Genomic DNA, 23,415 nt, shown 5'->3' with positions numbered 1-23,415 from the left:
AAGGCGGTCTACGCGCCGGTTGAGAGGGCTGTTTGCACCAGCCCCAGCAGCATCTGGCGGACTTCTTCAGATTTGAGGATGACCACGAGTAGGCCAGCAAAGCCTACGGCCGCCAGCATGACGATTCCGTACTCGGCGGTCGTAGCGCCCGCTTCGGGGTCATCGAGACCGGCCTGAAAGACCTGGCCTTCTACAGGTGATGTGGGGTGAGTGTTCGACACGGTTTCCTCCTTGATATGGTGTTCCTCGGCGGCCTTGCCGAGGCGCTGTGTTCTTTCGGGTGAACTCGGGTGAAGACGGGGTAAGGGGCGGGTTGAGGTAGTGAGAAAGACGCCGGGGCCTTCACCCGAGGTACCTGTAGCTTTCCAGTTGCCCGAGATAGCGTAAAGAGTAGTGTTACCTGTGGATAAGGGCAGCGGGCCTGCTCTCCTGTCTTTTCAGGGAGCAAAACTCCCGACCCCCTCGTCAGCGGTGCAGCCGTGACACCTTTATGACGCCCCTGCGCCCTCCACTGGGTACCTGTGGACAACCTGTCCGTACCACCTGCCCGCTTCTAAAAAAGCGCCGGAAACAGGGCAATGAGAACGGGAACCACTCCCAGGCAGATAAAGGACGGCAGCGAGCAAGCTCCCAGCGGCACCACCAGTTTGACGCTCAAACGGGCAGCCGCTTTCTCATAGGCCCGTTGCCGGTGGCGGCGCTGCCGCTGGGCCAGTACCCTCACCAGTTGGGCGCTCGGTGCACCCGTGCTCAGCGTCAGCCCCAGCGCCTCATACAGGCCTACGAGCCCCGGGGCAACCGGTTGCTCCCAGGCGTCCGCCCAGCTCTGCCCCTGATAGAGGCGCTCAACCACAACGGTCAGTTCTGCCTCGTATCTTCCCTCTTCAAGCTGCCCCAGCTGGTGCAGCACCGCAGGGATCGAAAGCCCTGCCGCGAGCATGGTGGCCGCCATATCCAGGTAGAGGGCAGCATCTAGTTCAGGAGCGGACGCCCGAGGCTGCTTCCCCGCTCTCGGTAAAGCCAGCATCACTGCCCCTCTTCCGCGCGACGAATCAGGCGGGCCGTCCAGCGGTTGCCGCACCAGGCCAGTGCCAACCCCAGGCACCCAACAAGAGCCCCGGGAACTGACCCTAGAAGCACCCCTAAGGGATCCGTACCCATCAGGATTCCCAGCCCCAACCCCACAAAAGGCAGCCAGGAAAGGATTCGCCCGGTAGCCCGCGGCCCGCTCAAAGCCGTCTCCCGCTGCTGGCGCAGGTCAATTTCCGTCTCCAGGTAGCGGGCTAGGTGCTCAAACACCTGGGCGAGAGAGGCGCCCGTCCGCTCCCCCACCTGCCAGCAGGCTGCCACCCTGGCGGCTCCCTGCCTCACGCTCTCGCGCAGCTCAGCCTGCCCGGCAGCCTGCAGATACACACCGGCTAGGGGCAGGCCCTTCTGGGCTTGGGCGCTCGAGGTCTCAAAGAGCTGGGCCATCTGGGCACGGGCACTTTCGAGGCCCTGCTGCTGGCGCGCGGACGGTCGCAGCTTTCCCGCAGCTGCAAGCAGGCCGGATTTCTGTTCGGTGCGCTCCTCGCGTTCTAGGCCCACCAGATAGGCCGCTACGTGGGTGCAGGCCTGCGCCGGAGAGCACCCCGCGCGCAGCAGGGCGGCAAGACGCCAGATGGCGTCGGGCCATAGCTCCAGCTCTTCTAAGCCCACTGATTCGCTGCGGACCCCAAGACTTTTCAGACTATCAACCGGCATCAGGCACCGACCCCCGTACTCTGAGACAGCCCGGCTGCCTGCTGGAGCTCTTCACCACCGGGGTGCCAGCGCAGGTAGGTGCCGCGGCGGCGCGGCTCCACGGTACAGACCGGCTCAACGGCAAGGTTGTGCCCGCCTACCAGCCGATAAACCCCGCGTACTATACGGCGCTTGCCCTCGCGTTCAAGGTGCACAATATAATCCAGCGCCGTCGCAGCTTGCAGGGCCACAGCCTCGCTACTCACCCCCGCGAGAGCCCCCATAGCGTAGAGCCGGGCAGGCACAGACCCTGCGGAGTTAGCGTGCACCGTGGTGCCGCTTCCGGAGTGGCCGGTGTTCATGGCCGTCAGCATATCCATGACCTCAGCTCCGCGGCACTCGCCCACCACCAGCCGGCTGGGCCGCATACGAAGGGCCTGCCGAATCAGCTCGGCAAGCCCCACCTCGCCCTGCCCCTCGGCGTTAGCAGCCCGGGCCTGCAGGCTCACGGTATGCGAGTGATCTAGCTGTAGTTCAGAGGTATCTTCTACCAGCAGTAGCCGCTCACCGGCGTCCGCCTCCTGCAACAGGGCACCCAGCAGGGTGGTCTTGCCGGCCCCAGTTCCCCCGCTGACCAGCAGATTAGCCCGCGAGCGCACCAGCTGCCGCAGCACCTGTTCCAGGTCGCGCCCCATCATGCCGCGCTCTTGTAGTTGCCGTAAGGACGGGCGCTGGGCCGGTTGAAGGCGCAGGGACAGCAGGGTGCCGGAGCGGCTCAGGGGTGGGAGCAGGGCGTGGATGCGGATTCCCTGCTGGGTTTGGACGTCGGCAGCCGGGTAGGCGTCGTCCAGACGGCCACCTGCCGATAGGATCAGCCGGGTGGCAAGTGCCCGGACGGCTTCATCGTCGGGGAAGGTAATAGCAGCCCGGTGCAGGGTACCTGCGGCCTCGTACCAGACGTCCTGGGGGCCGTTGACGAAAATATCGGTCAGCCCTTCTCGGCTCACCAGGGGTGTGAGCGGGCCCAGGTCGGTCTCGGCCGGTTCTACCGCTAAGAGCGGCACATCATCGGGTAGGTCTGTAGGGGTCGGCTCAAAGAAACGGCGCCGCGACCGGCGCACACGCATCTCAGTATCGGGCATGGCTACCTTTCAGGGTAGGCCCCTGCCCCGGTATCTTTCTCTTGTCTCTCTTTATGCCACAGAAGAAGTGCCGTGTCTAGCCCTGTGAACAGCGCAAACGGCATAATAGAAAGATGTACATCGTGCTTGGCCCAGCGACCTCCCCCAGCGATACGCCCCTGTGGGAGGCCATTACGCTGAATGACACCGGCTCAGGCACCCACCGCACTTTCCCCTTCGCTAAGCTCCCCGACTTTGTGCGCGCGGTAGAGGCCCAAAACCCGCACCGGGTGATCCGCTGGGCCTGGGCGGACGCCCGCGAGCTCATGCCCGCCCTGCTGGCAGCTGGCGTCTCACCGGCGTCCTGCCACGACCTGCGCCTTGCCCAGCGAATCCTGCTCACCGCCGCCACCCGCGCCCAAAACCGGCTGCCCTACACCCCCACCATCGACCTCACCCCCGAACCCGCGCCCCCGGCAGGAGTGCTACCGGCCAGACGGCAAATCGAGGGACAAACCTCCCTCTTTGATGACCTGGGCCCAGCCTCCCCCAAACAGCACGAGGCAACCGGGTCAACCGCGTCCGCCCTGCTCACCGAACTCCGCGCCCAGCTAGAAGCCGTCGCCGCCTGCCCAGCCCCCGCTCGGCTCTCCCTCCTACTCGCCGCAGAATCCCAGGGCGCCCTCATCGCAGCCGAAATGAAGCACCACGGCATGCCCTGGAACCGCACCATCCACGAAAAAATCCTCGAACATGCCCTCGGTCCTCGCCCCGCAGGCTACGACCGCCCCTACAAGATGGAGCGCCTCGCCGCCCGCATCCGCGAAGAACTCGGCGCCCCCAACCTCAACCCCGACTCGCCCCAAGAAGTCCTCAAAGCCCTCCAGGCAGCCGGGCACTCAGTCACCTCCACCCGCAAGTGGGAACTCACCGAATGGGCCAACGCCGTCCCCCACCTTCGCGAAGAACGCTGGCAGCTCGTCCGCCCCCTGCTCGACTACAAACACCTCGCCCGCCTCTACACCGCCAACGGCTGGAACTGGCTCGACACCTGGGTAACCAACAACCGCTTCCACCCCACCTACGAAGTCGGCTCCGCCGCCACCGGCCGCTGGGGCGGGCACGGCGGCGGCGCCATGCAAATCCCCAAGGACGTCCGCCCCGCCATCCGCGCCGAAGAAGGCATGATGCTCACCGTCGCAGACGCCGCCCAAATCGAACCCCGCATCCTTGCCGTCATGAGCGGTGACCGGGCCCTCGCCGTTGCCGGACGCGGCACCGACCTCTACCTGGGTATCGCCGAAATCGGCGAGCGCACCGGAAGCGTCCTCAAGGACCGCTCCCACGCCAAAATCGCCCTACTGGCTGCCATGTACGGAGCCACCACCGGCGAAGGCGGGCAGCTCATGCCCCACCTCAAAAAAATGTTCCCAGCCGCCATCGGCCTCACCGAACGTGCCGCCGACGTAGGCCTCCGCGGCGGGCAGGTCACCACCTACCTGGGGCGCACCTCCCCAGCCCCCTCCCACGCCTGGTTCCAAGCCCAACGCAACCAGGTCACCGCAGCCGACGAACGCGCCGCCCGCTCAGCCGCCCGCGCTCACAGCCGCTTCACCCGCAACTTCGTCATCCAGGGAACAGCCGCCGAATGGGCCATCATCTGGATGGCCCAAATCCGCAAACGCCTCCGCACCGAACGCCGCTTCGGCAAACGTATGCAAACCCGCCTGGTCTACTTCCTCCACGACGAAATCATGCTCTACGGGCCCATCGGCGAATCAGCCCGCGCCGCCGAAATTGTGCGCGAATCAGCGCAAGCCGCCGCCGAACTCATCTTCGGCCCCACCGACGTCGAATTCCCCGTCACCGTGGTCACTACCGACGACTACTCGCAGGCTAAGTAGGCTAAGTCCCGACCTCCCGGGTGCGCTTCTTATCCCAGGGTTCTTCCCAGCCCAGCTCTTCAAAGACTCGGGAAAGCAGGTTGCCGGTAAATCCCCAGATGGTAAAGGGGGCGAAGTCACCGGTCACCTCAAAAGCCGGGGACTTATGCCTGGTCCGGCCGCGAGTCACCGTCATGGTCAGCCGGTTAGCCGGGTTCAGCAAGTCTGCCACCGGTACGCGCACCACCAGGGTTGACTCGTTCCGGTCTACTGCCGCCACAGGGGTCGGTAGGTCCCACCAGCCCAGCACGGGAGTCACCCGGTAGTTACTCACCGGCAAATCAACCGCCGGGAGCTGGCCCAGCAGGCGCACCCCCTCAGCCTGCAGGCCAGTCTCTTCCACAGCCTCCCGCAGGGCAGCTACCTGCTGGACGGTTCGGCCGGTACGGGCCGCCTCGTCGTAGTCCTCAGGGTCGATCCGCCCACCGGGTAGGGCAGGCTGACCGGCATGGTGACGCAAGGCATCCGACCGCACCAGCACTAACAGGTCAAGGTCCGAAGCAACCGTGCCGCACCCGGTATTCTGCGCCGGAGCCTCATCAAGCACCCCCATCAACACCAGCACAGCGGCCTCTTTAACGGTGCCCGGGTCCATCTGCCCAATCGGCCACGAGTCCTCGGGGCGCACAACGCTCGGGGCCCGCTCCGCCAACTCTTGCAGGGCCACTAGGGCTGGGTGCTGCCTCGCTATCTCTTCCCCGAACATCTCTTCCCTAGGCACTGAGCGTCCACCCCTCTTCCCGCAGCTGGCGACGGGTAGCGCCCTGCACAAAACGCAGGTGCAGGCGCTCACGCCCCGGGGCCATCTCGTACTTGAGCAGTTTCTCTGCCGCCACCGGGTCGGTTTCACCGGCACCGTAAGCCGGGCAAAGGTCGGCAACGGGGCAAGCCCCGCAGGCCGGTTTTTGGGCGTGACAGATGCGGCGGCCGTGGTAGACCAGGCGGTGGGAAAGCTGCGTCCAGTCCTTGGGTTCAAAAAGCTCGGCGACGTCGCGTTCGACCTTAACGGGGTCCTCTTCAGTGGTAAAGCCAAAGCGGCGGGCGAGTCGGCCGAAGTGGGTATCGACGGTAATGCCCGGCTTGCCAAAGGCGTTACCCAGCACCACGAAAGCGGTTTTTCGCCCCACGCCGGGGAGCTTCACCAGTTCCTCAAGCCTGCCCGGTACCTGCCCGCGGTGATCTGCCACCAGCTGGGCTGCCAGGTTCACGATTGCTTTGGCCTTGGAGCGGTAGAAGCCCAGGGGCCGCACAATGTCTTCCACGTCTTCGATTCGGGCGGACGCCAACGCCGCCGCATCGGGGTAGCGGGCAAAAAGTTCGGGGGTGGTGGCGTTGACGCGCACGTCGGTGGTTTGGGCCGAAAGGACGGTAGCCACCAGGAGCTCGAAGGGGTTATCGAAGTCGAGTTCAGCTACCGCGTAGGGGTAGGTTTCCCCCAAGATACGGTTGATTTTGCGGGCGCGACGGGTCAGCGCTAGAGGGCTCTCGGTTTCGCCGCGAGCTGCTGCGCGGGCGTACTTTCGGGCGGACGCTCGCGCCTTGGGCTCGGGTACAGAGCGGGTTTCGAGTTGGGCGAGCTCGTCAGGGCTAAGAGGTACATCGGCATGTAGGGGCATATACCCAAGCCTACCGCCGCCCGTCTTTGCGGTACCCGGGTTAGCTGCCACCGGCGTCCTGATTTCGCGTAACACGAACGCACAAATTTGTGACTAGCGCTACAGGGTGCGCTAAGGTGAGAAAAAGTCCATTTGTGGCGTACATCAATGACGCGCCGCACAAAAAAAGGAAGGCACACCATGACCGACACCCAGGACGTCTTCGCCCCCAGCGCCGAGTTCTCAGCCCAGGCCAATGCCCAGCCCGGCATCTATGAAGAAGCTAAAGAAAAAGGCACTGAATTTTGGGCAGAACAGGCCCGCACCCTCCTTACCTGGTACAAGCCCTTCACCGAAACCCTCGACTGGTCCAACCCGCCCTTCGCCAAGTGGTTTGCCGACGGCGAGCTCAACGCCTGCTACAACGCTGTAGACCGCCACGTCGAAGCTGGCAAGGGCGACCGCACCGCGATCCTCTTTGAGGGCGAGCCCGGCGATACCAAGTCCTACACCTACGCAGAGCTCAAGGACGAGGTCTCCCGCGTAGCCAACGGCATCGAATCCCTGGGTGTTTCTAAGGGCGACCGCGTTGCTATCTACATGCCCATGATTGCCGAAGCTGTTATCGCCATGCTGGCTTGCGCCCGCATCGGCGCTGTGCACTCCGTCGTCTTCGGCGGCTTCTCAGCCGATGCCCTGCTCTCCCGCATCGAGGACGGCGAGGCCAAGCTGGTTATCACCGCCGACGGCTCCTTCCGCCGTGGCAAGCCCTCCATGCTCAAGCCCGCCGTCGACACTGCCCTGGCCAAGGGTGGCTCTTCGGTCGAAAAGGTTCTGGTCGTCAAGCGCAACGGCGAAGATATCAACTGGGTTGAGGGCCGCGACGTCTGGTGGCACGAGCTGGTTGCCGAGCAGTCCACCGAGCACGAGCCCTCCCGTCAGAACGCCGAAGACCCCCTCTTCATCCTCTACACCTCCGGCACCACCGGTAAGCCCAAGGGTATTCTGCACACCACCGGCGGCTACCTCACCCAGGGTGCTTTCACCCACAAGAACATCTTCGACCTCAAGCCCGAGACCGACATCTACTGGTGCACCGCAGACGTCGGCTGGGTCACCGGCCACTCCTACGTCGCCTACGGCCCCCTGGTCAACGGCTCCACCCAGGTCATCTACGAAGGCACCCCCGATGCCCCGCACCGCGGCCGCTTCTGGGAAATCGTGCAGAAGTACGGGGTGACCATCATGTACACCTCCCCCACCGCTATTCGCACCATGATGAAGTGGGGCGAGGACATCCCCGCCCAGTACGACCTGTCCACCCTGCGCGTACTCGGCACCGTGGGCGAAGCCATCAACCCCGAAGCCTGGCGCTGGTTCCACCGCGTCATCGGCGGCGGCAAGTGCCCCATCGTCGATACCTGGTGGCAGACCGAGACCGGCGCGATTATGGTCTCCCAGCTGCCCGGTATCACCGCGGCCAAGCCCGGCAGCGCCCAGCAGCCCATCCCCGGCATCACCATCGACGTGGTGGACGACCTGGGCGAGTCCCTGCCCAACGAGCAGTCCGGCTTCCTGACCATCCGCGAGCCCTGGCCCTCCATGCTCCGCACCATCTGGGGCGACGACGACCGCTTCGTCGACACCTACTGGTCCCGCTTCGAAAACATGTACTTCGCCGGTGACGGCGCCAAGCGCGACGCCGACGGCGACCTCTGGGTTCTGGGCCGCGTGGACGACGTCATGAACGTCTCCGGCCACCGCCTCTCCACCCCCGAGATTGAATCAGCCCTGGTCTCCCACCCCGCGGTCGCCGAAGCAGCGGTTGTTGGTGCAGCCGACGAAACCACCGGCCAGGCCGTCATGGCCTTCGTCATCCTCAACGACGAAGCTAAGGCAGCAGGGCACGACGAGACCGAGCTGGCAGAGCAGATTCGTGCTCACGTGGGCGTCGAAATCTCCCCGATTGCCAAGCCCAAGCGCGTGCTGATTGTGGATGATTTGCCCAAGACCCGCTCCGGCAAAATCATGCGCCGTCTGCTCAAGGACGTCGCCGAAGACCGCCCGGTCGGCGACACCACCACCCTGGCAGATCCCACCGTCATGGAAGCTATCGAGGCTAACTTCAAGAAGGGTTAGCAGCGCGATATAACAGGATGTGGGGCATGCGTGCCCGCCGACTAACCTTCTTGCTGGCTCGCAAGCTCGCAAGCAATTCATGCCAGCCCCAGCCAGTCGGCTTTGGCACGCATGCCCCACATCTATCGAAGTTAGTGTTCTTTGATTAAACGCCCGCCCCAGTGTGCTCCATCTATGGCTGCAAGCTGGAGGCGGGCGTTTTCGTGTGAAAAACTAGAACCTATGGCAACACCACACACTGCACCACGACATATCTCCGTGATTAACGGCCCCAACCTCAACCTACTTGGCGTGCGCAAACCCGAGATTTACGGGCGCACCACCCTAGCCGACATCGAAGCCACCCTGCGCGCCCAAGCCGCCGAGCTGGGCTACGAGATCAGCTTCATGCAGTCCAACCACGAGGGCGACCTCATCGACGCAATCCAGGCAGCCCGTACCGCGTCCGCCGGTATCATCATCAACCCGGCCGCCTACACCCACACCTCTGTGGCCCTGCACGACGCCCTCGAAGCGGCCGAATTGCCGGTTGTCGAAGTGCACCTCTCTAACGTGCACAAGCGGGAGCCCTTCCGCCACCACTCCTACGTCTCACCACAGGCGACCGCCGTGATTGCAGGTGCAGGTGCCCAGGGCTACGAGCTGGCGCTCTCCTTCCTAGCCCGCCACCTGGGCTAGTTCGGCACGATGGCTACCCAACCTCGGGCACAGCTGACCCTCACCGACGCCGTCTACATCGGTGCCGGGTCCATGATTGGGGCCGGTCTCTTTGTTGCCTTCTCACCGGCAGCGGCAGCAGCGGGGAACTGGCTGTTGCTCTCCCTAGCCCTAGCTGCTTTTCTCGCCTTCGCTAATGCCACCTCTTCGGCCCAGCTGGCTGCCCAGCACCCCGAATCAGGCGGCACCTACATCTACGGCAGCCGCCAGCTCGGCCATGTCTGGGGCTTTGCAGCGGGGTGGTGCTTCGTCATCGGTAAAACTGCCAGCTGCGCCGCTATGGCCATGACCTTTGCCGCTTATCTGGCACCGGGTTATGAAAAGCTCCTGGCTATCGCCGCAGTTGCCGCCCTCACCGCTGTCAATTACAGGGGCATCACCCGTACCGCAGCCCTCACTAAAATCCTGGTCACTGTGGTGCTCCTGGCTCTGGCCGTCTTTTTCGGTGCGGTTCTGCTCGGGGTAGCTCCGGCCCCCGCAGCGATTGCTGCCAGCGCAGGGAGCGGGGCGGGAGCGTCCGCCACGCCCACTAGCCCGGCGGCAACTATCTACGGGGTGATGCAGGGTGCTGGTCTGCTCTTCTTTGCCTTCGCAGGCTACGCCCGTATTGCCACCATGGGGTCAGAGGTCAAAGACCCCGCCCGCACCATTCCGCGGGCTATCATCATTGCCCTGACGCTGGTGGGCACCCTGTACCTGCTAGTTGCCCTCGCGCTCATCCACCAGCTAGGTTATGCGGGTCTAGCGGGAACCTCCGCCCCGCTGGCTGCAGCGGTAGGATCGTCCGCACCCCTGAGCGCCCTCATGGGTATCGCTGCTTCCATCGGTGCACTCGGGGCGTTGCTGGCCCTCATCACCGGCATCGGCCGCACAGGTCACGCCATGGCTACCCACCGCGACCTGCCCACCTACTTTGCGCACCTGCACCCGGTCTACGGGGTGCCCTACCGGCTAGAAATCACCGTAGCCGTGGCTGTGACCGTCCTGATTCTCTTCTTTGATGTGCGCGGCGCTATCGGCTTTTCGTCCTTCGGCGTATTGCTCTACTACTGTGTAGCCAACCTGGCAGCCTATACCCAGACCGGCTCCTACCGCCGTTACCCCCGCGCCCTGCAGATTGCTGGGGCAGCTGGCTGCTGCTTGGTGGTGGGGACGCTGCCGCCCGCCTCCATCGCTGGCGGGCTACTTCTGCTGGGGGTGGGGATAGCGGTTTATCTTCTGTACGCCCGCCCCGCCCAGATCGCCCAGCCTTAGCTGGGCACGCACTGGCCGGTAGCGACCTCGGGTGAGGCTGCGCTGACCTGAGCCAGGGCCTCAAGAATATGCGCCGCCGGGACGGCATAGCCGGTCTGGCTCTGGGTTGACTTAGCAAAGACCATAGCCATGACCTGCCCGTCCTCGGTGAGCACAGGCCCGCCGGAGTTACCCTGCTGCACCTGAGCAGCAAGCTGATAGACCAGACGAGAGGGGTTAGTTTCACCTGTTTGTGAATTGATGGTTTGGGTGTAACCCAACCCCTGAACTATTGCAGCCCGGCTCGTGAAGGGGCCGCCACCGGGGTAGCCCATGAAGGCAACTTCGGTTCCCGAAGCGACCTCGGTCTGGTTGACGGCCAGGGGGGTGAGGTCAAGATCAGGGGCGCTGATAATCGCGATATCGCGTTCGGTGTCGTAGTAGACCACATCGCCTGTTGCGGCTTGGCCATCGCGGCTGAGCAGGGTGGGGGTGCTTACGCCTGCCACCACGTGGGCGTTGGTGACCACCAGGCCGCCGTCCACCACGAAGCCCGAGCCTTCAGATGTGTAATTACAGGCCTGAGCTGATCCCACCACCTGCACCACCGACCAGCCGGCCTCGTCCAGGGCCGCCGTTTGCAAGGTGCCCAGAGGGGCAGATTGCTCGGGGTAAAGCAGCTGGGAGATTTCAGGAAGGCCAGTGGCCTGCACGATTTGGCCGCGGATCTCGGTGACCTTCTCTTGGGCGGAGGCCGGGGTCATCTGCATCATCCAACTGATGACCTTAGAGTCTGCGGTCAAAGCGGTAACAGAGGGAATACCCAGGGGGCGGACGACCAGCACCACCGTGACAATCACGAGCGAAGCCAGCACCATGTTGACTAATCCACCGGCAAGCCGCTCCAGACCTCGCAGGGGCGTGCGGTCGCTTGCCCTGCGGATAGCACTGCCCAGGGTCATACCCAGAGTCTGTCCCAAAACCAGGCAGGCAAGTACCGTACCCAGCCCGGCCAGCAGGTACCACCGTGCATCAACCTGGTCAATGACCCAAGGGGTGGCGTAAATAGCTGCAACCGCACCCAGCACAAACCCAACAAAGGTACCCAGGGTGACAAAGAGCCCCTGCCGTACACCGGCTAAGAAGTAGAGGGCAATAATAGCAATAATGACCCAGTCAAGAACGGTCATGATTCTCCATTCAACGGGGAAGGCCAAACGGGCTAGGCTCCGCCCTATGCCGCCTCAGTAAAAACCGAGCGGACGCGGGGAGCTCTGCCGGGACTCAGCCCTCACAGGAATACCACAGCCTACACGTCCAACCTGAAAAAATAGGCGGAAACTCAGGAAAAATTCTCGGTGAAGGGACTAAGCTCTAGGCGCTTTGGGTATCGAAAGCATCAAATATCCTGTAGGCTCTTATTAGTTGAATATGTCACAGATAAAAGTGCTGTGTGATGGACTAGGCAAAGACTATGCTTAGAAGTCTGCCCGCCCTGTGTGTACAGGGCACTGCACTCGAATCGCCCTTTAGATCCACATCAGGAGTAAAAGAGAACCATGGATATTGAAGTACTACGCCGTGCTCCGCTGTTCGCTTCACTCGACGACGAAGCCTTTGCAGCGCTAACCGAAGACATCACCGAAGTCGACCTTTCACGCGGCGCTACCCTCTTCTACGAAGGTGACCAGGGCGACCAGCTCTACTTCGTCATCTCAGGCAAGATGAAGCTGGGTCGCACCGCTTCCGATGGCCGCGAGAACCTGGTAGCTATCATGGGCCCCGGCGAAATCTTCGGCGAAATGGCCCTGTTCGACCCCTCACCCCGCTCAACCAGCGCAACCGCTGTCTCTGAGACCCGCCTGGCAGGTGTCAAGCACGAGTCCCTGCGTAAGGCTATGGAGAAGTCCCCCAACATCTCCGCTCAGGTTCTGCAGGCTCTGGCCCGCCGTCTGCGCCGCACCAACGAGAACCTGGCTGACCTGGTCTTCTCAGACGTTCCCGGTCGCGTTGCCAAGGCCCTGCTTGACCTGGCTGACCGCTTCGGCCGTCCCGCCACCGACGGTGTGCTGGTTGCCCACGAACTGACCCAGGAAGAGCTGGCCCAGCTGGTTGGCGCTTCCCGTGAGACCGTCAACAAGGCTCTGGCCGAGTTCGTTTCCCGCGGCTGGATCCGCCTGGAAGCTCGCGCTGTGGTCATCCTCGACCTGCAGCGTCTGCGCCAGCGCTCCCGCTAAGGTGGGGCGGGCGTCCTGCCTGCTCTCAACACTCTAAAACCGGGTGGTCAGCTCTAGCTGACCACCCGGTTTTTTGCACCTGCCCGGGGGCAGGGGGCGGACGCCGGCCGTTAGCGGGTCTGCCAGGTGAGGCCATCGGGTGAGGTGATGAGGGTGGTGCTACTTGAGGGAACCCAGGCCGGGTAGCCGACTTCGAGGGTGTAGGTTCCGTTGGTGTAGTGGGCCTCTAGCAGGTAGGAGGCGGCTGGGTCTAGCTCGTGGGTAGTCCAGGTGAGCCCGTTATCTGCGCTGGTCAGCAGTGTGGCTCCTTCGGCACGGGCTTGGCAGTAGACCAGAACGGTCTCACTGAGGCGCTGGTGACCGCAGAGCTCTAGGGATTTGGCTCCAACCGTAGAGATTTTTCCGCCCATAAGCCAGTGACCCCGGTCGGTGTAGGTTGCGGCGTAGATGTCGTTGCTGTTGGCCAGAACCAGACCGAAGGTTCCGCTCTCGTCGATGTCGGTGACGTTTTCAGCCTCAACCGGGGTAAGCGGAGCGGGAGTGTAGGGCTGGTCGGTGGGCTCGGGGGCAGACGTGGGGGCATCCGCGGGCACCTGGACGTCGGCCAGGTTGCCCGGTGGGGTTGAGGTACCCCCGGGGTCGTGGCTTTTGGGCCAGCAGTCAGAGGTTCCCCCAAGGTCACGAGCAAAGATGAGGTTGACCTGTTGCGCCTCCCTGCAATAGTCACGGTCTAGGCCCACGGGGAACTGGTAGTAGATTTTCCCCTCATCTTCATAGCGAATCCAACCGGTACTAAAGACCAGAACGATGAAGAAAAGAAAAGTCATCATCAGGGCAAAAGCACTTACCAGCAAGAGCAGAAGTCCTTGGGCGAACCAGGTGGTTAGCAAGACCAGGGTGCTGCTTCTGGCCCCGTCTGACTGGGGGATTTTTCCCAGGCTCTTGAGGATATAGGCGGTTCCACACACCAGTAAAGTAAGGGCCGCCAGGTAAGAGAGCCCCAGGCAGACCAAGCCTAGCCCTGGGATAAGTTGTAGCCCCAAGGCGCCCAGCCCCAAGCGTCCACCGATAATAGTAACCAGTAGCAGACAGGCCCCCAGGGTCGCCCATCTGGTAAGTCTCTGCGACAGCGAGATGGGTGCTGAACTGGGGGCCTGATGCTTGCGGGGCACGGCTAGACCTTTTTCTCCTGCACCGCCAGGTAGCAGGTGCCAGCGGCGTCCTGCTTGACCTCGGGCAGGTAGAGAGAAACCTGACGCCGTTTAGCCAGAAAGGCTACCGCCCCTGATGAGGCGGCCAGCTGTTCAAGCAGGTACATGACGCCGGGGGTCACCAGCTCCTGGAAGGGCACCCCAACGGTGTCGTCCTGCCCGATTTCGTTGCCGAGTTCCATACTCATGGGGTGGGCAACCAGCTCACGCACGCTGACCCAGCGCCCCCAAATTCCCTTCCCGGCGAGCAGGGAGGGGTTCTGCCCCACCGGCACCGCGCAGGTGAAATAGTGAATGTCGTAGCGCTTGTGGAAGAAGCCCGGGGACTGCCAGCGGGCTAGGGGCTTGAGCAGGTCGGCGCGGATTTTGAGGTCGCGGCGTTCCAGGTAGTCAGCAAAGGTTTTATCCTGCTGGGCTACGGCCAGGCGGGAGGCCATGCACTCGTGCCCGCTGGTGAGCTCGATGGTCGAGAGCTCGCCGCTGCCAGCTAAGAGCACGCCGGTCTCTTCAAAGAGCTCACGCACCGCAGTGACCACGGCAGCGTTAGCTGCTCCCAGGTCGTCCTCGCTAAAAGCTTTAGCCCAGTAGTCGCCGCTGGGGCCGACCCAGCCGATAGGGGCGGCGTCCTCGGGCACACCAAGACCGCCGGGGAAGGCAACCCGGCCCATGGGCGATTTCACGCGGTAGGTCATAAAGGTTTCAGGCCCAGAAACACCATCGCGCACAAAAACAACCGCGGCGGCGGGCTTAGCCGCACGCGGTGTACAGCTCCCCTCATTGAGCCAGGTGCGGGCGGAGTCCTGCTGACTTGAGGGGATAGGGTGGGTTTTGGGAGCCGGAGCCGCCGCCGAAACATAGGGGGCGGACGCCGGCGGCGGCACCCGCTTGAGGGCGCCGGTATACATGGGTTGGCTAGGCATATTCCACGATGATTTCAACTTCTACCGGGGAGTCCAGCGGTAGTACCGGCACGCCAACGGCTGAGCGGGCGTGCACGCCTGCCTCGCCAAAGACCTCGCCCAGAAGCAGGGAGGCTCCGTTGATGACGGCGGGCTGGCCGGTGAAGGAGGGATCTGATGAAACGAAGCCGACCACCTTGACCACGCGGGTAACGCGGTCAAGATCGCCGATAACGGACTTGACGGCAGCCAGGGCGTTCAGAGCTGAGAGGCTAGCCAGCTTCTGGGCGGTCTCGGGGTCTACAAAGCCTTCGGCACCGGAGTCTGATACCTTACCGGTGGCGGGCAGCTCGCCCTTAACGAAAGGCAGCTGGCCCGAGGTGTAGACGTAGTTACCGCTGGTGACGGCAGGAACATAGGCGGCTACCGGGGCTGCCAGATCGGGCAGGTCGTAGCCAAGTTCTTTGAGGCGGTCTTCAATCTTTGACACGGTATACCTTCTTGAAAAGCAATGTTTTAGGGGCAAAAACCGGGCTCAAGGCCTAAGCCTGAACCCGGTTCTGGTCTGATTATTTAGTTGCTAGCCTTCTTGCGCTTGAAGTAGGCGATTGGATTGCCCTGAGTGGGAGCAACCATGTTCCCAGCGGGGGTAGCACCGCTGGGAGCGGGGGCACCGGGGAGCACGGTAACGAGCTCCCAGCCGTCTTCACCCCAGTTATCGAGGATCTGCTTGGTTGCGTGAATCATCAGGGGCACTGTTGCGTATTCCCATTTTTCCATAGCACCAAGCCTAGACCACCGGGGCTAAAAAGACGACTCCCACACCGCTCACAGGTTTTTCATGGGCTGCTGTGACATGCACTCCGGTGCATTTTCCGCCCTGAGCCGATAAACTGATGCAATGGCTTCTTCAAAGAATGTGCGAAAGAGGCGCCGCAGCCCCGGCGACCTTGTTCAGTTTATTGCGCTGAGCATCATTGCTGGTTTCATTGCGGCGCTGATTATGGTGCCACCGACGACTGCTGTCAGCGCATCTATTAATGCGTCTATGAACTGGTTCAAGAGTCTACCCGCGACCCTGAGCGACGGGCCCCGCTCCCAGCCGTCCGTTATCTACGCCAATGACGGCAAAACTGAGCTGGCTTCTTACTACGCTCAGAACCGCACCGATGTGGCGCTGGACGATATTTCCCAGCACATGAAAGATGCGATTCTTTCATCTGAAGACCGCAACTTCTACGAGCACGGTGCAGTCTCCCCCATGGGTATCGCCCGAGCTTTGGTCAACAACATCATTAACCCGAACGCCCGTCAGGGCGCCTCAACCCTAACCCAGCAGTACGTTAATAACCTGCTCATTGACGCTGCTGAACAGTCGGGCGAAGAGGCTTCCACTTTGGGGGCCAACAAGGACTACCTTGACAAGGTCAAGGAAATCAAGCTGGCCATTTCGATGGAACAGAACCTCTCTAAAGACGAGATTCTCGAGGGTTACCTCAACATCATTAACATGGGCGGCTCCAACTACGGCGTAGAGGCAGCAGCCTACTACTACTGGGGTATCTCAGCTTCAGAGCTCAGCATCTCCCAGTCGGCCATTTTGGCGGGCATGGTGGTCTCCCCCAACATGTACCGCCCCGATGTCAACCCCCAGCTGGCGAAGGAACGCCGTGACGTTGTGCTGGGCACTATGTACCGTGACGGCAAGATTACCGAAGACGAGTATTCAGATGCCCTCAACGAGGACATTGAACTCGACATTCACACCACCCCCATGGGTTGCTCTACCGCCGGTGACTTTGCACATTTCTGCTACTACGCTGTTACGGACTTCCTGAACGACGAAACCTACGGCGCAACCGAGGACGATCGCACCAACGCCCTCTACCGCGGCGGCTACAAGATCATTACCACCATTGACCCTGACGCCCAGAAGGACGCCAAGACCCAGGTTGAAGCCACTCAGCCTTCCACCAACAACCCCGACCGTGTCAGTGCCTCTCTCGTTTCAGTTGCTCCCGGCACCGGCAAGATTATTGCCATGGCCCAGAACTCCGGCTACGGCCCCTCTGATACAAGCGACTTTGCGGATAACTACTTCAACTTCAACGTGAGTGTCTCCCACGGTGGTACAGCAGGCTTCCAGCCCGGTTCAACCTTCAAGGCCGTGTTTCTGGCCCAGTGGATTAAGGACGGCAAGGGCGTCAACGCCACCATTGATGGCACTTCCCTCAGCTACCCCAAGAGCTTCCAGTGGCCTGCTAAATGCGAGGAGGGCGGCTTCGTTACCTCCGAAGACGCTGATGGCTACGTCTTCACCAACTCTGAAGGCGGCAGCCAGAGCTGGGGTACCGTGGCCTACGGCCTGAAGAACTCCATTAACTCCTACGCCATTAAGATGGCGTCGGTGACCGATGCCTGTGCCCTCAACGACCTACGGGCCAAGCTCCGCATCACCGACGGTAACGGGGCAGACCCCTATTCCATCACCCGCCCCGCCTACCTGCTGGGTGGTTGGCCCCATGGTACCACCCCGCTGATTATGGCTTCGGCCTACGCCACTTTTGCCAGCGGCGGCACCTACTGCGAGCCTGTTTCGCTGGAGAAGGTCAGCAAGGGCGATACCGAGGTCAAGACCTATGAGTCCACCTGTGAGCGCGTACTTGAAGAGGACGTTGCCAACGGCGTGAACTACGTACTCAAGCAGGTTCTGGTGGACGGCTCGGGTTACCAGCGCGGTATTGGCCTGACCGATGCGTCCGCCGCTAAAACCGGTACCACCGATAACTCTGCCCAGACCTGGACCGTAGGGTACACGCGCGGCCTTTCCACCGCATCATGGGTGGGCAGCATGGAAAACACCTCTCGCCCCCTCAACGGCCTTTCCATCAACGGTAGAGTTCTGGACTACGTGGACGGTGCCACCTACGCAGCTGCCCAGTGGCAGAAGTTCATGCAGGCCCAGGCTAAGAACTACAACACCGATAAGTTCGATACCCCCTCGAACACGGTTCTTGGTACTAACCAGTAAGGACTCCCTTGAATTCTCAGAATTCTCGTGGCGTGGCGGCTTCAGCTGGCACCCTGGCTCAGACCCTTTCAGGGGTTCTGGCAGCGGGTGCCGTAGCTGGGGCCGCCACGGCCGCTTATGCCCACTTTATTGAGCTCAATAACTTCCAGGTGCGCCGGGAAACCCTGCCGATTCTGCCGGCAGGTAGCCCCGATTTTAAGATTCTGCATATCTCGGATATGCATATGATTCCGGGGCAGGCCCAGAAAACCGCCTTTATGCATTCTCTAGCCGAGCTAGAGCCTGATCTGGTCATCAATACCGGCGATAACCTCTCCCATCTCGATGGCCTTCCCGCCCTACTAGAGGCCCTGGACCCCCTGCTGGATTTCCCGGGTGTCTATGTGCCCGGCTCTAACTGCTACTTTGCTCCGGTGCCCAAGAACCCGGCCCGCTACCTCTGGAAGAAGAACACCGGGGACGAGGCCAACGACCAAACCCGCGCGGTACTCCCCACCCAGGTGATGCACGATGCCTTCGATGCCCGCGGCTGGGTAGGGCTGATTAACCGCTATGAGACGCTCACCCTCGGAGGGCTGCGCCTAGAATTCTCCGGGGTGGACGACCCCCACCTGGAGTACGACCGCCACCCCGGTTTCTCCCCCACAGCTTTCAGCGCGGAGCCGGGCCCGAGCGTCCGCCTGGGTGTCTGCCACGCCCCCTACCTGCGCACCCTGGACCGGTTTGCGGACGACGGCGCCCAGGCTATCTTCGCGGGCCACACCCACGGTGGGCAGGTGTGCCTCCCGGGTGGGCGGGCCCTAGTGTCCAACTGTGACCTACCCCCGGCCCGGGCTAAGGGCCTCTCCTACCAGGGGGACGTACCTGTGCAGGTAACGGCTGGCCTGGGCACCTCACGCTATGCCCAGGTGCGACTCTTCTGCCCACCCGAGGCTGTACTGGTGACGCTGACGGCCCGGTAACCTATCTGGTTTTTGCAGGAATGCAAATGTAAGATAGATTACTATGGCTTCTCGACTACTGCGCGTCTCCCCCATACCCACGCCTCCCCCTGTGCCCTACGGTGCCCGCACAGAGCAGGACATCACCCTCTGGCAGTACTCCCGTCCTATTCGCGCGCGCTGGGTCTGCGGGCTTTTCGTAGCACTCACCGCAGCCATTATCGCTATCTCCATCCCCCAGGTGCTGGGCTGGATTGTCGATGCCATGCTGACCGACCAGCCCACCGTAGGAGCGGTCTGGGCAGGCGGCGCCCTGGTCTTTGCGCTGGGTCTAGCCCAATCTGCCCTTTTCTTCCTGCGTAGGCAGCTGGTTATTGAACCCGCCAGCACGGTAGAAAACACCATGCGCATCGACCTCTTCGACCGTCTACTGCGCTCCCCCGTGGCCTTCCACGACCGCTGGCCCTCGGGCCAACTCCTGACCCGTGCCATGAGTGATTTGGGCACTATCCGCCGCTGGACCGCCTTCGGCCTGATCCAAATCATTACCGTAGCCGTCCAGGTAACCGTCGGTAGTTTCTACATGTTTACCGGCTCCTGGCAGCTGGGGCTGGTCTTCCTGGCCAGCATGCCGCTGACCCTCTTCTGCGTCTGGCGGTTTGTACTGACCTTCCGCACCCTGACCCGCAAGGCCCAAGAACGTACCGGTGACCTGGCAACAACCGTCGAAGAATCGGTGCAGGGCTTACGCGTGCTCAAGGCGCTAGGGCGAGGCCCGCATGCCCTGGCCGGGTTCCGCCAAGAAGCCCAAGAACTACTAGACCTTGAAGTTGCGCGAGGCCGGGCCATGGGGCGGGTCCGTATGCAGACCACCCTCATTAGCGGAGCCTCCCTCTGCCTGGCTCTGCTCTGGGGGCTGCACCTGGTCAGTACGGACGTCATGACCGTCGGTGCCCTCACCAGCTATTTCGCAACCGCCACCATCCTGTTTACCCAGGTGGAGCGCTCGGGCATGCTGATTTCCATGTATCTGGCATCGAGTGTTTCGATGGACCGCCACCGCCAGGTCATGGTGGGCGAGGCCGGTGAAGATATCGACATTCTGCCTGCCCACCGCGAGCGCCCCAACGCAGCTGCTGCCCGCCTCGATTTTAAGGACGTCACCTTCAGCTACGGGGAGCAGGAGCAGCAGGTGCTCACCGGCTTTACTCTGCAGGTGCGCCCGGGAGAGATTATTGCCCTGGTCGGTTCGACCGGGTCGGGTAAATCTACCGTCCTTCAGCTGGTACAGAGGCTCTATGAGCCGACTGCGGGCAGCATCAGCCTGAACGGTCGCGATATCGCCTCCCTTCCCCTACCTGATCTCCGTTCCCAGGTGGCAATTGCCTTTGAAGACCCCCTGCTGTTTTCGGCGAGCGTGCGCGATAACGTCCTGCTGGGGCTAGACCGCAGCGAACTCACCCTGGCTGAGGAAGAAGCCATTCTGACCCGCGCCCTGACCGTGGCTGCCGCTGACTATGTGTACCAGCTCCCTGATGGAATCGATACCGTCATCGGCGAAGAAGGCATGAGCCTATCTGGCGGCCAGCGCCAGCGTCTCTCGCTAGCGCGCGCTATCGCCGCGAGCCCGGCCGTCCTTCTACTCGATGATCCGCTCTCTGCCCTCGATGTGACGACAGAAGAAAAGGTGGTGGGTCTGCTCAAGCAGGAGCTGACCGAGACCACCACCCTGCTCACGGCCCACCGGCCCTCTACAGTGGCCCTGGCAGACCGAGTGGTGCTCTTGCAGCAGGGGCAGGTAGCTGCAGTGGGCGCCCACACCGAACTGCTCAGCAACCCCATGTACCGTGACCTCATGAGCACAGATACCCAGCTCACCCCCGTAAGGCCGACGGATGCCGGTGAAGTGGAGAGCAAGATGCAGGAGGGCGGGCGATGAGCCAGAGAATTACCGATTCAGAAGATAAGATTCAGCTCTCTAAGAGCGAGGCTAAGGCCGTTCGCCGCCGGTCGGTGGCGCTCTTACTCGATGTGCTGCGCCCGGTGCGGGGCCACCTGCTCTTCACCCTTTTTCTGGTGATCCTAGCAACGGCCCTGACCACGGCGATGCCCTGGCTCATTTCTACGGCCATCAACGATGCCCTAGAACCCCTGCTGGCGGGAGACAGCAGCTACGCGGTGACGCTGGCAGCCCTCTATGTAGCGGCAGCGGTCGTGGCCGGTTTAGCGACCTACACCAATATTCTGCTCACCTACAAGATTTCCCAGAAGGTACTCTTTGACCTGCGCCAGCGTATGTTTGAGCACGCCCAAAAACTCTCGGTAGGCTTCCACGATACCTACACCTCGGGTCGTGTAATCTCCCGCCTCACCAGTGACCTCGATACGATTCGGCAGTTCCTCGACTCGGGGCTTTCTGAGCTTGCAGCCATGCTGCTCTCTATCTCCTTTACCATCGTGGCCCTCTGCCTCATGGACTGGCGAGCTGGCCTCGCCCTACTGGTGATGATGTTCCCCGTCGCCTGGCTCACCGCCTGGTTCCGCCGCGAATCTGAGCTGGCCTACCGAGCCCAGCGGGTGGCGTCCGCCCGCATCATCTCCCGCTTTGCCGAGACCTTCACAGGCCTACGCGCCGTCAAGGCCTTCCGCGCCGAGGCAAGCTCGCGCGCAGCCTACGCGGACGCCGCCGAGGACTACCGAGTGCGCGTCATGCAGTCCATTAAGGTGCACGGCACCTACATGCCAGCCCTACAGGCCCTGGGTAACACCTTCGTGGCCATTGTGCTGGTCATTGGCGGTTACTCCATTCTGGGCGGCTCCATGCAGGCCGGAACCCTGCTGGCCCTGGTCATCTACGCCAACCGGGTCTTTGAACCCATCTTCATGCTCTCGGACTACTACAACATGTTCCAGTCAGCGGTCTCTGCCCTCGAAAAAGTCTCGGGCTTTCTCGCTGAAGAGCCCGAAGTTGCCGAGCCCGAGCGTCCGGCCCAGCGCGAGACCCCAGCAACGGGGCACCTGGTCTTTGATGAGGTTGAGTTCGAGTACGTGAGCGGACGCCCCGCCCTACACCGCCTGAATCTCGATATTCCTGCGGGTCAGCGCCTAGCCCTGGTGGGTGAAACAGGTGCTGGTAAGTCAACCATTGCCAAGCTCATCGCCCGCTTCTACGACGTCACCCACGGACAGCTGACCCTCGACGGGGTAGACCTGCGGGATCTCTCCGATGAGCAGCTACGCCGGGAGGTTGTCATGGTCACCCAGGAGGCCTATCTCTTCAAGGGCACCGTGGCTGACAACATCCGCCTGGGCAACCCGGCCGCCAGTGACGAAGAGGTCTTTGAGGCAGCCCGAAAGGTCGGGGCTTACGACTTCATCATGAGCCTGCCCCAGGGCTTTGACACCAACCTGTCAAAGCGCGGCGGGCGGGTTTCTGCCGGGCAGCGTCAGCTCATCTCTTTTGCCCGCGCTTTCCTGGCCGACCCGGCCGTCCTGATTCTCGATGAAGCCACCGCCTCTCTCGATATCCCCACCGAAAAACTGGTTCAGCGGGGTCTGGAGTCCCTGCTGGCCGGGCGCACCTCCGTGGTGATCGCCCACCGCCTCTCGACGGTGCTTACTGCCGACCGGGTGCTGGTGGTGTCGGACGGGCGTGTGGTAGAGGACGGTTCCCCTGCGGCCCTGGTGGAGGCCGGCGGACGCTTTGCCGCCATGGCCCAGGCCTGGGAAGAGAACAACAGCACCGAGGGCTAAATCGGGGTGATTTGGCAGGCTTAAGACCACCGCGCTATACTTGAGAGGTTGTTATACGCAACAATCGGGATGTGGCGCAGCTTGGTAGCGCGCGTCGTTCGGGACGACGAGGCCGCAGGTTCAAATCCTGTCATCCCGACCAAGCATAACCGCCCCTGGATCTAGCCGGGGGCGGTTTTTTGTTGCCCGCTTTGCCCTCGTAGGGTCACACAGCGTCATAAATACTTGCATTGTAAAGTTTACCGGGTGTAAGCTGAAGAAAAATGCAGAAGTGAAAGGACGTCCCGTGTCACAGAAAATTCTCGTTATCTCAGGCTCTGACCGCGACGGCTCCTTCAACACCCAGCTGGCAGAGCAGCTCGTTGAAGCCCTTGAAAACGAAGGGCAGAGCGCCGAGGTCTACGACTTCTCAGCCGTCCCCCTGCTCAGCCAGAACTCCGAGTTCCCCGCCCCCGCTTCCGTCGAGAAGCTTCGCGCCGACATCGCTAACGCGGCCGGTCTGATTCTGGTCTCCCCCGAGTACAACGGCTCCTACCCCGCCCGTCTCAAGAACCTGATTGACTGGGCCTCACGCGCCGTCATCGCGGGTGACAACACCACCCCCACCGTCCTTAACGGCAAGAAGGTCGGTGTAGCTTCGGTTGCTAACTCAACCTACGGCAAGTTTGTGCGCGAGAACCTGCGCAACCTGGTTCCCTACGTCCGCGCTGACCTGATGGAGGGCGAGGGCCTGGGCATCCGTATCCCCGGTGAAGCCTGGGGCACCGGCAAGCTGGAGCTAGAAGAAGAGCAGCAGAAGAACGTTGATCAGTTCGTTGCTGACTACCTGAAGTTCCTGGCCGACTAATCACCTGAACTTAAAAAATTGGGGCC

Annotated in this window: 21 protein-coding genes and 1 tRNA gene; 11 read left to right on the top strand and 11 right to left on the bottom strand. The window is 62.3% G+C overall.

Annotated features, from left to right (window positions below):
• Positions 1–8: 8 nt before the first annotated feature.
• The 4 genes from L7A20_RS04095 to L7A20_RS04080 all read right to left on the bottom strand — a co-directional run bounded on the left by L7A20_RS04095 (position 9) and on the right by L7A20_RS04080 (position 2,864).
• Entirely contained in the window at positions 9–221 is a 213-nt protein-coding gene (locus L7A20_RS04095; protein ID WP_237194936.1) for a DUF4244 domain-containing protein, read from the bottom strand.
• Positions 222–553: 332 nt separating this feature from the next.
• The gene (locus tag L7A20_RS04090) at positions 554–1,027 is read right to left on the bottom strand and encodes a type II secretion system F family protein (protein ID WP_237222500.1); all 474 of its coding nucleotides are present in this window, start codon (positions 1,025–1,027) and stop codon (positions 554–556) included.
• Positions 1,027–1,743 (bottom strand): type II secretion system F family protein, encoded by a 717-nt coding sequence (locus L7A20_RS04085; protein ID WP_237222499.1) that lies wholly within the window; start codon positions 1,741–1,743, stop codon positions 1,027–1,029. The genes L7A20_RS04090 and L7A20_RS04085 overlap by 1 nt, the downstream gene beginning before the upstream one ends.
• Positions 1,743–2,864 carry a TadA family conjugal transfer-associated ATPase gene (locus L7A20_RS04080; protein WP_237222498.1) on the bottom strand — a complete coding sequence of 374 codons (1,122 nt, stop codon included), beginning with the start codon at positions 2,862–2,864 and terminating at the stop codon, positions 1,743–1,745. Before L7A20_RS04080 ends, L7A20_RS04085 begins: the two co-directional genes overlap by 1 nt.
• 113 nt (positions 2,865–2,977) lie before the next feature.
• Between L7A20_RS04080 and L7A20_RS04075 the strand changes: the two genes are divergently transcribed.
• On the top strand, positions 2,978–4,747 hold the full coding sequence (locus tag L7A20_RS04075; protein ID WP_237222497.1) for a bifunctional 3'-5' exonuclease/DNA polymerase: 1,770 nt from the start codon (positions 2,978–2,980) through the stop codon (positions 4,745–4,747).
• 1 nt (position 4,748) lies between these two features.
• Here L7A20_RS04075 and L7A20_RS04070 read toward each other — a convergent pair whose 3' ends face one another.
• Positions 4,749–5,507: an NUDIX hydrolase gene (locus L7A20_RS04070; protein ID WP_237222496.1), complete on the bottom strand. Its 759-nt coding sequence runs from the start codon at positions 5,505–5,507 to the stop codon at positions 4,749–4,751.
• Positions 5,500–6,402, bottom strand: a complete 903-nt coding sequence (gene nth / locus L7A20_RS04065) for an endonuclease III (RefSeq protein WP_237222495.1) — start codon at positions 6,400–6,402, stop codon at positions 5,500–5,502. Before nth ends, L7A20_RS04070 begins: the two co-directional genes overlap by 8 nt.
• A 180-nt stretch (positions 6,403–6,582) precedes the next feature.
• Here nth and acs point away from each other — a divergent pair, with 180 nt between their 5' ends.
• The 3 genes from acs to L7A20_RS04050 all read left to right on the top strand — a co-directional run bounded on the left by acs (position 6,583) and on the right by L7A20_RS04050 (position 10,491).
• The gene (gene acs, locus L7A20_RS04060) at positions 6,583–8,520 is read left to right on the top strand and encodes an acetate--CoA ligase (protein WP_237222494.1); all 1,938 of its coding nucleotides are present in this window, start codon (positions 6,583–6,585) and stop codon (positions 8,518–8,520) included.
• Between the two features lie 222 nt (positions 8,521–8,742).
• Positions 8,743–9,198, top strand: a complete 456-nt coding sequence (aroQ, locus tag L7A20_RS04055; protein WP_237222493.1) for a type II 3-dehydroquinate dehydratase — start codon at positions 8,743–8,745, stop codon at positions 9,196–9,198.
• A 9-nt stretch (positions 9,199–9,207) separates the two neighbouring features.
• Positions 9,208–10,491, top strand: a complete 1,284-nt coding sequence (locus tag L7A20_RS04050; protein ID WP_237222492.1) for an APC family permease — start codon at positions 9,208–9,210, stop codon at positions 10,489–10,491.
• Here the strand turns inward: L7A20_RS04050 and L7A20_RS04045 are convergent.
• A complete protein-coding gene (locus tag L7A20_RS04045) occupies positions 10,488–11,660 on the bottom strand; it encodes a MarP family serine protease (protein WP_237222491.1) in 1,173 nt (390 codons plus the stop codon). The two genes, L7A20_RS04050 and L7A20_RS04045, sit on opposite strands and share 4 nt — an antisense overlap.
• 369 nt (positions 11,661–12,029) lie before the next feature.
• Between L7A20_RS04045 and L7A20_RS04040 the strand changes: the two genes are divergently transcribed.
• Positions 12,030–12,707 (top strand): Crp/Fnr family transcriptional regulator, encoded by a 678-nt coding sequence (locus L7A20_RS04040; protein ID WP_083091991.1) that lies wholly within the window; start codon positions 12,030–12,032, stop codon positions 12,705–12,707.
• 110 nt (positions 12,708–12,817) lie between these two features.
• Here the strand turns inward: L7A20_RS04040 and L7A20_RS04035 are convergent, their stop codons facing one another.
• From L7A20_RS04035 to L7A20_RS04020, 4 genes are all read right to left on the bottom strand, one after another.
• Positions 12,818–13,879: a hypothetical protein gene (locus L7A20_RS04035; protein ID WP_237222490.1), complete on the bottom strand. Its 1,062-nt coding sequence runs from the start codon at positions 13,877–13,879 to the stop codon at positions 12,818–12,820.
• 2 nt (positions 13,880–13,881) lie between these two features.
• Complete coding sequence (locus L7A20_RS04030) at positions 13,882–14,838, bottom strand: NUDIX hydrolase (protein WP_237222489.1); 957 nt, start codon at positions 14,836–14,838, stop codon at positions 13,882–13,884.
• Positions 14,831–15,307: a RidA family protein gene (locus tag L7A20_RS04025; RefSeq protein ID WP_237194960.1), complete on the bottom strand. Its 477-nt coding sequence runs from the start codon at positions 15,305–15,307 to the stop codon at positions 14,831–14,833. Before L7A20_RS04025 ends, L7A20_RS04030 begins: the two co-directional genes overlap by 8 nt.
• 83 nt (positions 15,308–15,390) lie before the next feature.
• Positions 15,391–15,597, bottom strand: coding sequence for a DUF4177 domain-containing protein (locus L7A20_RS04020; protein ID WP_185174154.1), 207 nt, complete (start codon positions 15,595–15,597; stop codon positions 15,391–15,393).
• 121 nt (positions 15,598–15,718) lie between these two features.
• Between L7A20_RS04020 and L7A20_RS04015 the strand changes: the two genes are divergently transcribed.
• From L7A20_RS04015 to L7A20_RS03990, 6 genes are all read left to right on the top strand, one after another.
• Positions 15,719–17,848, top strand: coding sequence for a transglycosylase domain-containing protein (locus L7A20_RS04015; protein ID WP_237222488.1), 2,130 nt, complete (start codon positions 15,719–15,721; stop codon positions 17,846–17,848).
• Positions 17,849–17,880: 32 nt separating this feature from the next.
• A complete protein-coding gene (locus tag L7A20_RS04010) occupies positions 17,881–18,810 on the top strand; it encodes a metallophosphoesterase (RefSeq protein WP_409348804.1) in 930 nt (309 codons plus the stop codon).
• Between the two features lie 43 nt (positions 18,811–18,853).
• Positions 18,854–20,728, top strand: a complete 1,875-nt coding sequence (locus L7A20_RS04005) for an ABC transporter ATP-binding protein (RefSeq protein WP_237194965.1) — start codon at positions 18,854–18,856, stop codon at positions 20,726–20,728.
• On the top strand, positions 20,725–22,542 hold the full coding sequence (locus L7A20_RS04000) for an ABC transporter ATP-binding protein (RefSeq protein ID WP_237222487.1): 1,818 nt from the start codon (positions 20,725–20,727) through the stop codon (positions 22,540–22,542). The genes L7A20_RS04005 and L7A20_RS04000 overlap by 4 nt, the downstream gene beginning before the upstream one ends.
• A gap of 65 nt (positions 22,543–22,607) precedes the next feature.
• Positions 22,608–22,684: transfer RNA gene (locus tag L7A20_RS03995), tRNA-Pro, on the top strand.
• A 144-nt stretch (positions 22,685–22,828) separates the two neighbouring features.
• Entirely contained in the window at positions 22,829–23,389 is a 561-nt protein-coding gene (locus tag L7A20_RS03990; protein WP_237222486.1) for an NADPH-dependent FMN reductase, read from the top strand.
• The last annotated feature ends 26 nt before the right edge of the window (positions 23,390–23,415 follow it).

Source organism: Rothia nasimurium (assembly GCF_928381415.1).
In the GTDB taxonomy this organism is placed as follows: domain Bacteria; phylum Actinomycetota; class Actinomycetes; order Actinomycetales; family Micrococcaceae; genus Rothia; species Rothia nasimurium_H.
The sequence above is the reverse complement of the archived record's forward strand: the minus strand, read 5'-3'. Positions and strand labels throughout refer to the sequence as shown.

Excerpts from the sequence above, each read along its gene's own strand:
- L7A20_RS04090 (WP_237222500.1), bottom strand. The coding sequence starts at position 1,027 with ATGCTGGCTTTACCGAGAGCGGGGAAGCAGCCTCGGGCGTCCGCTCCT.
- L7A20_RS04085 (WP_237222499.1), bottom strand. The coding sequence starts at position 1,743 with ATGCCGGTTGATAGTCTGAAAAGTCTTGGGGTCCGCAGCGAATCAGTG.
- L7A20_RS04080 (WP_237222498.1), bottom strand. The coding sequence starts at position 2,864 with ATGCCCGATACTGAGATGCGTGTGCGCCGGTCGCGGCGCCGTTTCTTT.
- L7A20_RS04075 (WP_237222497.1), top strand. The coding sequence starts at position 2,978 with ATGTACATCGTGCTTGGCCCAGCGACCTCCCCCAGCGATACGCCCCTG.
- nth (WP_237222495.1), bottom strand. The coding sequence starts at position 6,402 with ATGCCCCTACATGCCGATGTACCTCTTAGCCCTGACGAGCTCGCCCAA.
- acs (WP_237222494.1), top strand. The coding sequence starts at position 6,583 with ATGACCGACACCCAGGACGTCTTCGCCCCCAGCGCCGAGTTCTCAGCC.
- aroQ (WP_237222493.1), top strand. The coding sequence starts at position 8,743 with ATGGCAACACCACACACTGCACCACGACATATCTCCGTGATTAACGGC.
- L7A20_RS04050 (WP_237222492.1), top strand. The coding sequence starts at position 9,208 with ATGGCTACCCAACCTCGGGCACAGCTGACCCTCACCGACGCCGTCTAC.
- L7A20_RS04045 (WP_237222491.1), bottom strand. The coding sequence starts at position 11,660 with ATGACCGTTCTTGACTGGGTCATTATTGCTATTATTGCCCTCTACTTC.
- L7A20_RS04040 (WP_083091991.1), top strand. The coding sequence starts at position 12,030 with ATGGATATTGAAGTACTACGCCGTGCTCCGCTGTTCGCTTCACTCGAC.
- L7A20_RS04030 (WP_237222489.1), bottom strand. The coding sequence starts at position 14,838 with ATGCCTAGCCAACCCATGTATACCGGCGCCCTCAAGCGGGTGCCGCCG.
- L7A20_RS04020 (WP_185174154.1), bottom strand. The coding sequence starts at position 15,597 with ATGGAAAAATGGGAATACGCAACAGTGCCCCTGATGATTCACGCAACC.
- L7A20_RS04015 (WP_237222488.1), top strand. The coding sequence starts at position 15,719 with ATGGCTTCTTCAAAGAATGTGCGAAAGAGGCGCCGCAGCCCCGGCGAC.
- L7A20_RS04005 (WP_237194965.1), top strand. The coding sequence starts at position 18,854 with ATGGCTTCTCGACTACTGCGCGTCTCCCCCATACCCACGCCTCCCCCT.
- L7A20_RS04000 (WP_237222487.1), top strand. The coding sequence starts at position 20,725 with ATGAGCCAGAGAATTACCGATTCAGAAGATAAGATTCAGCTCTCTAAG.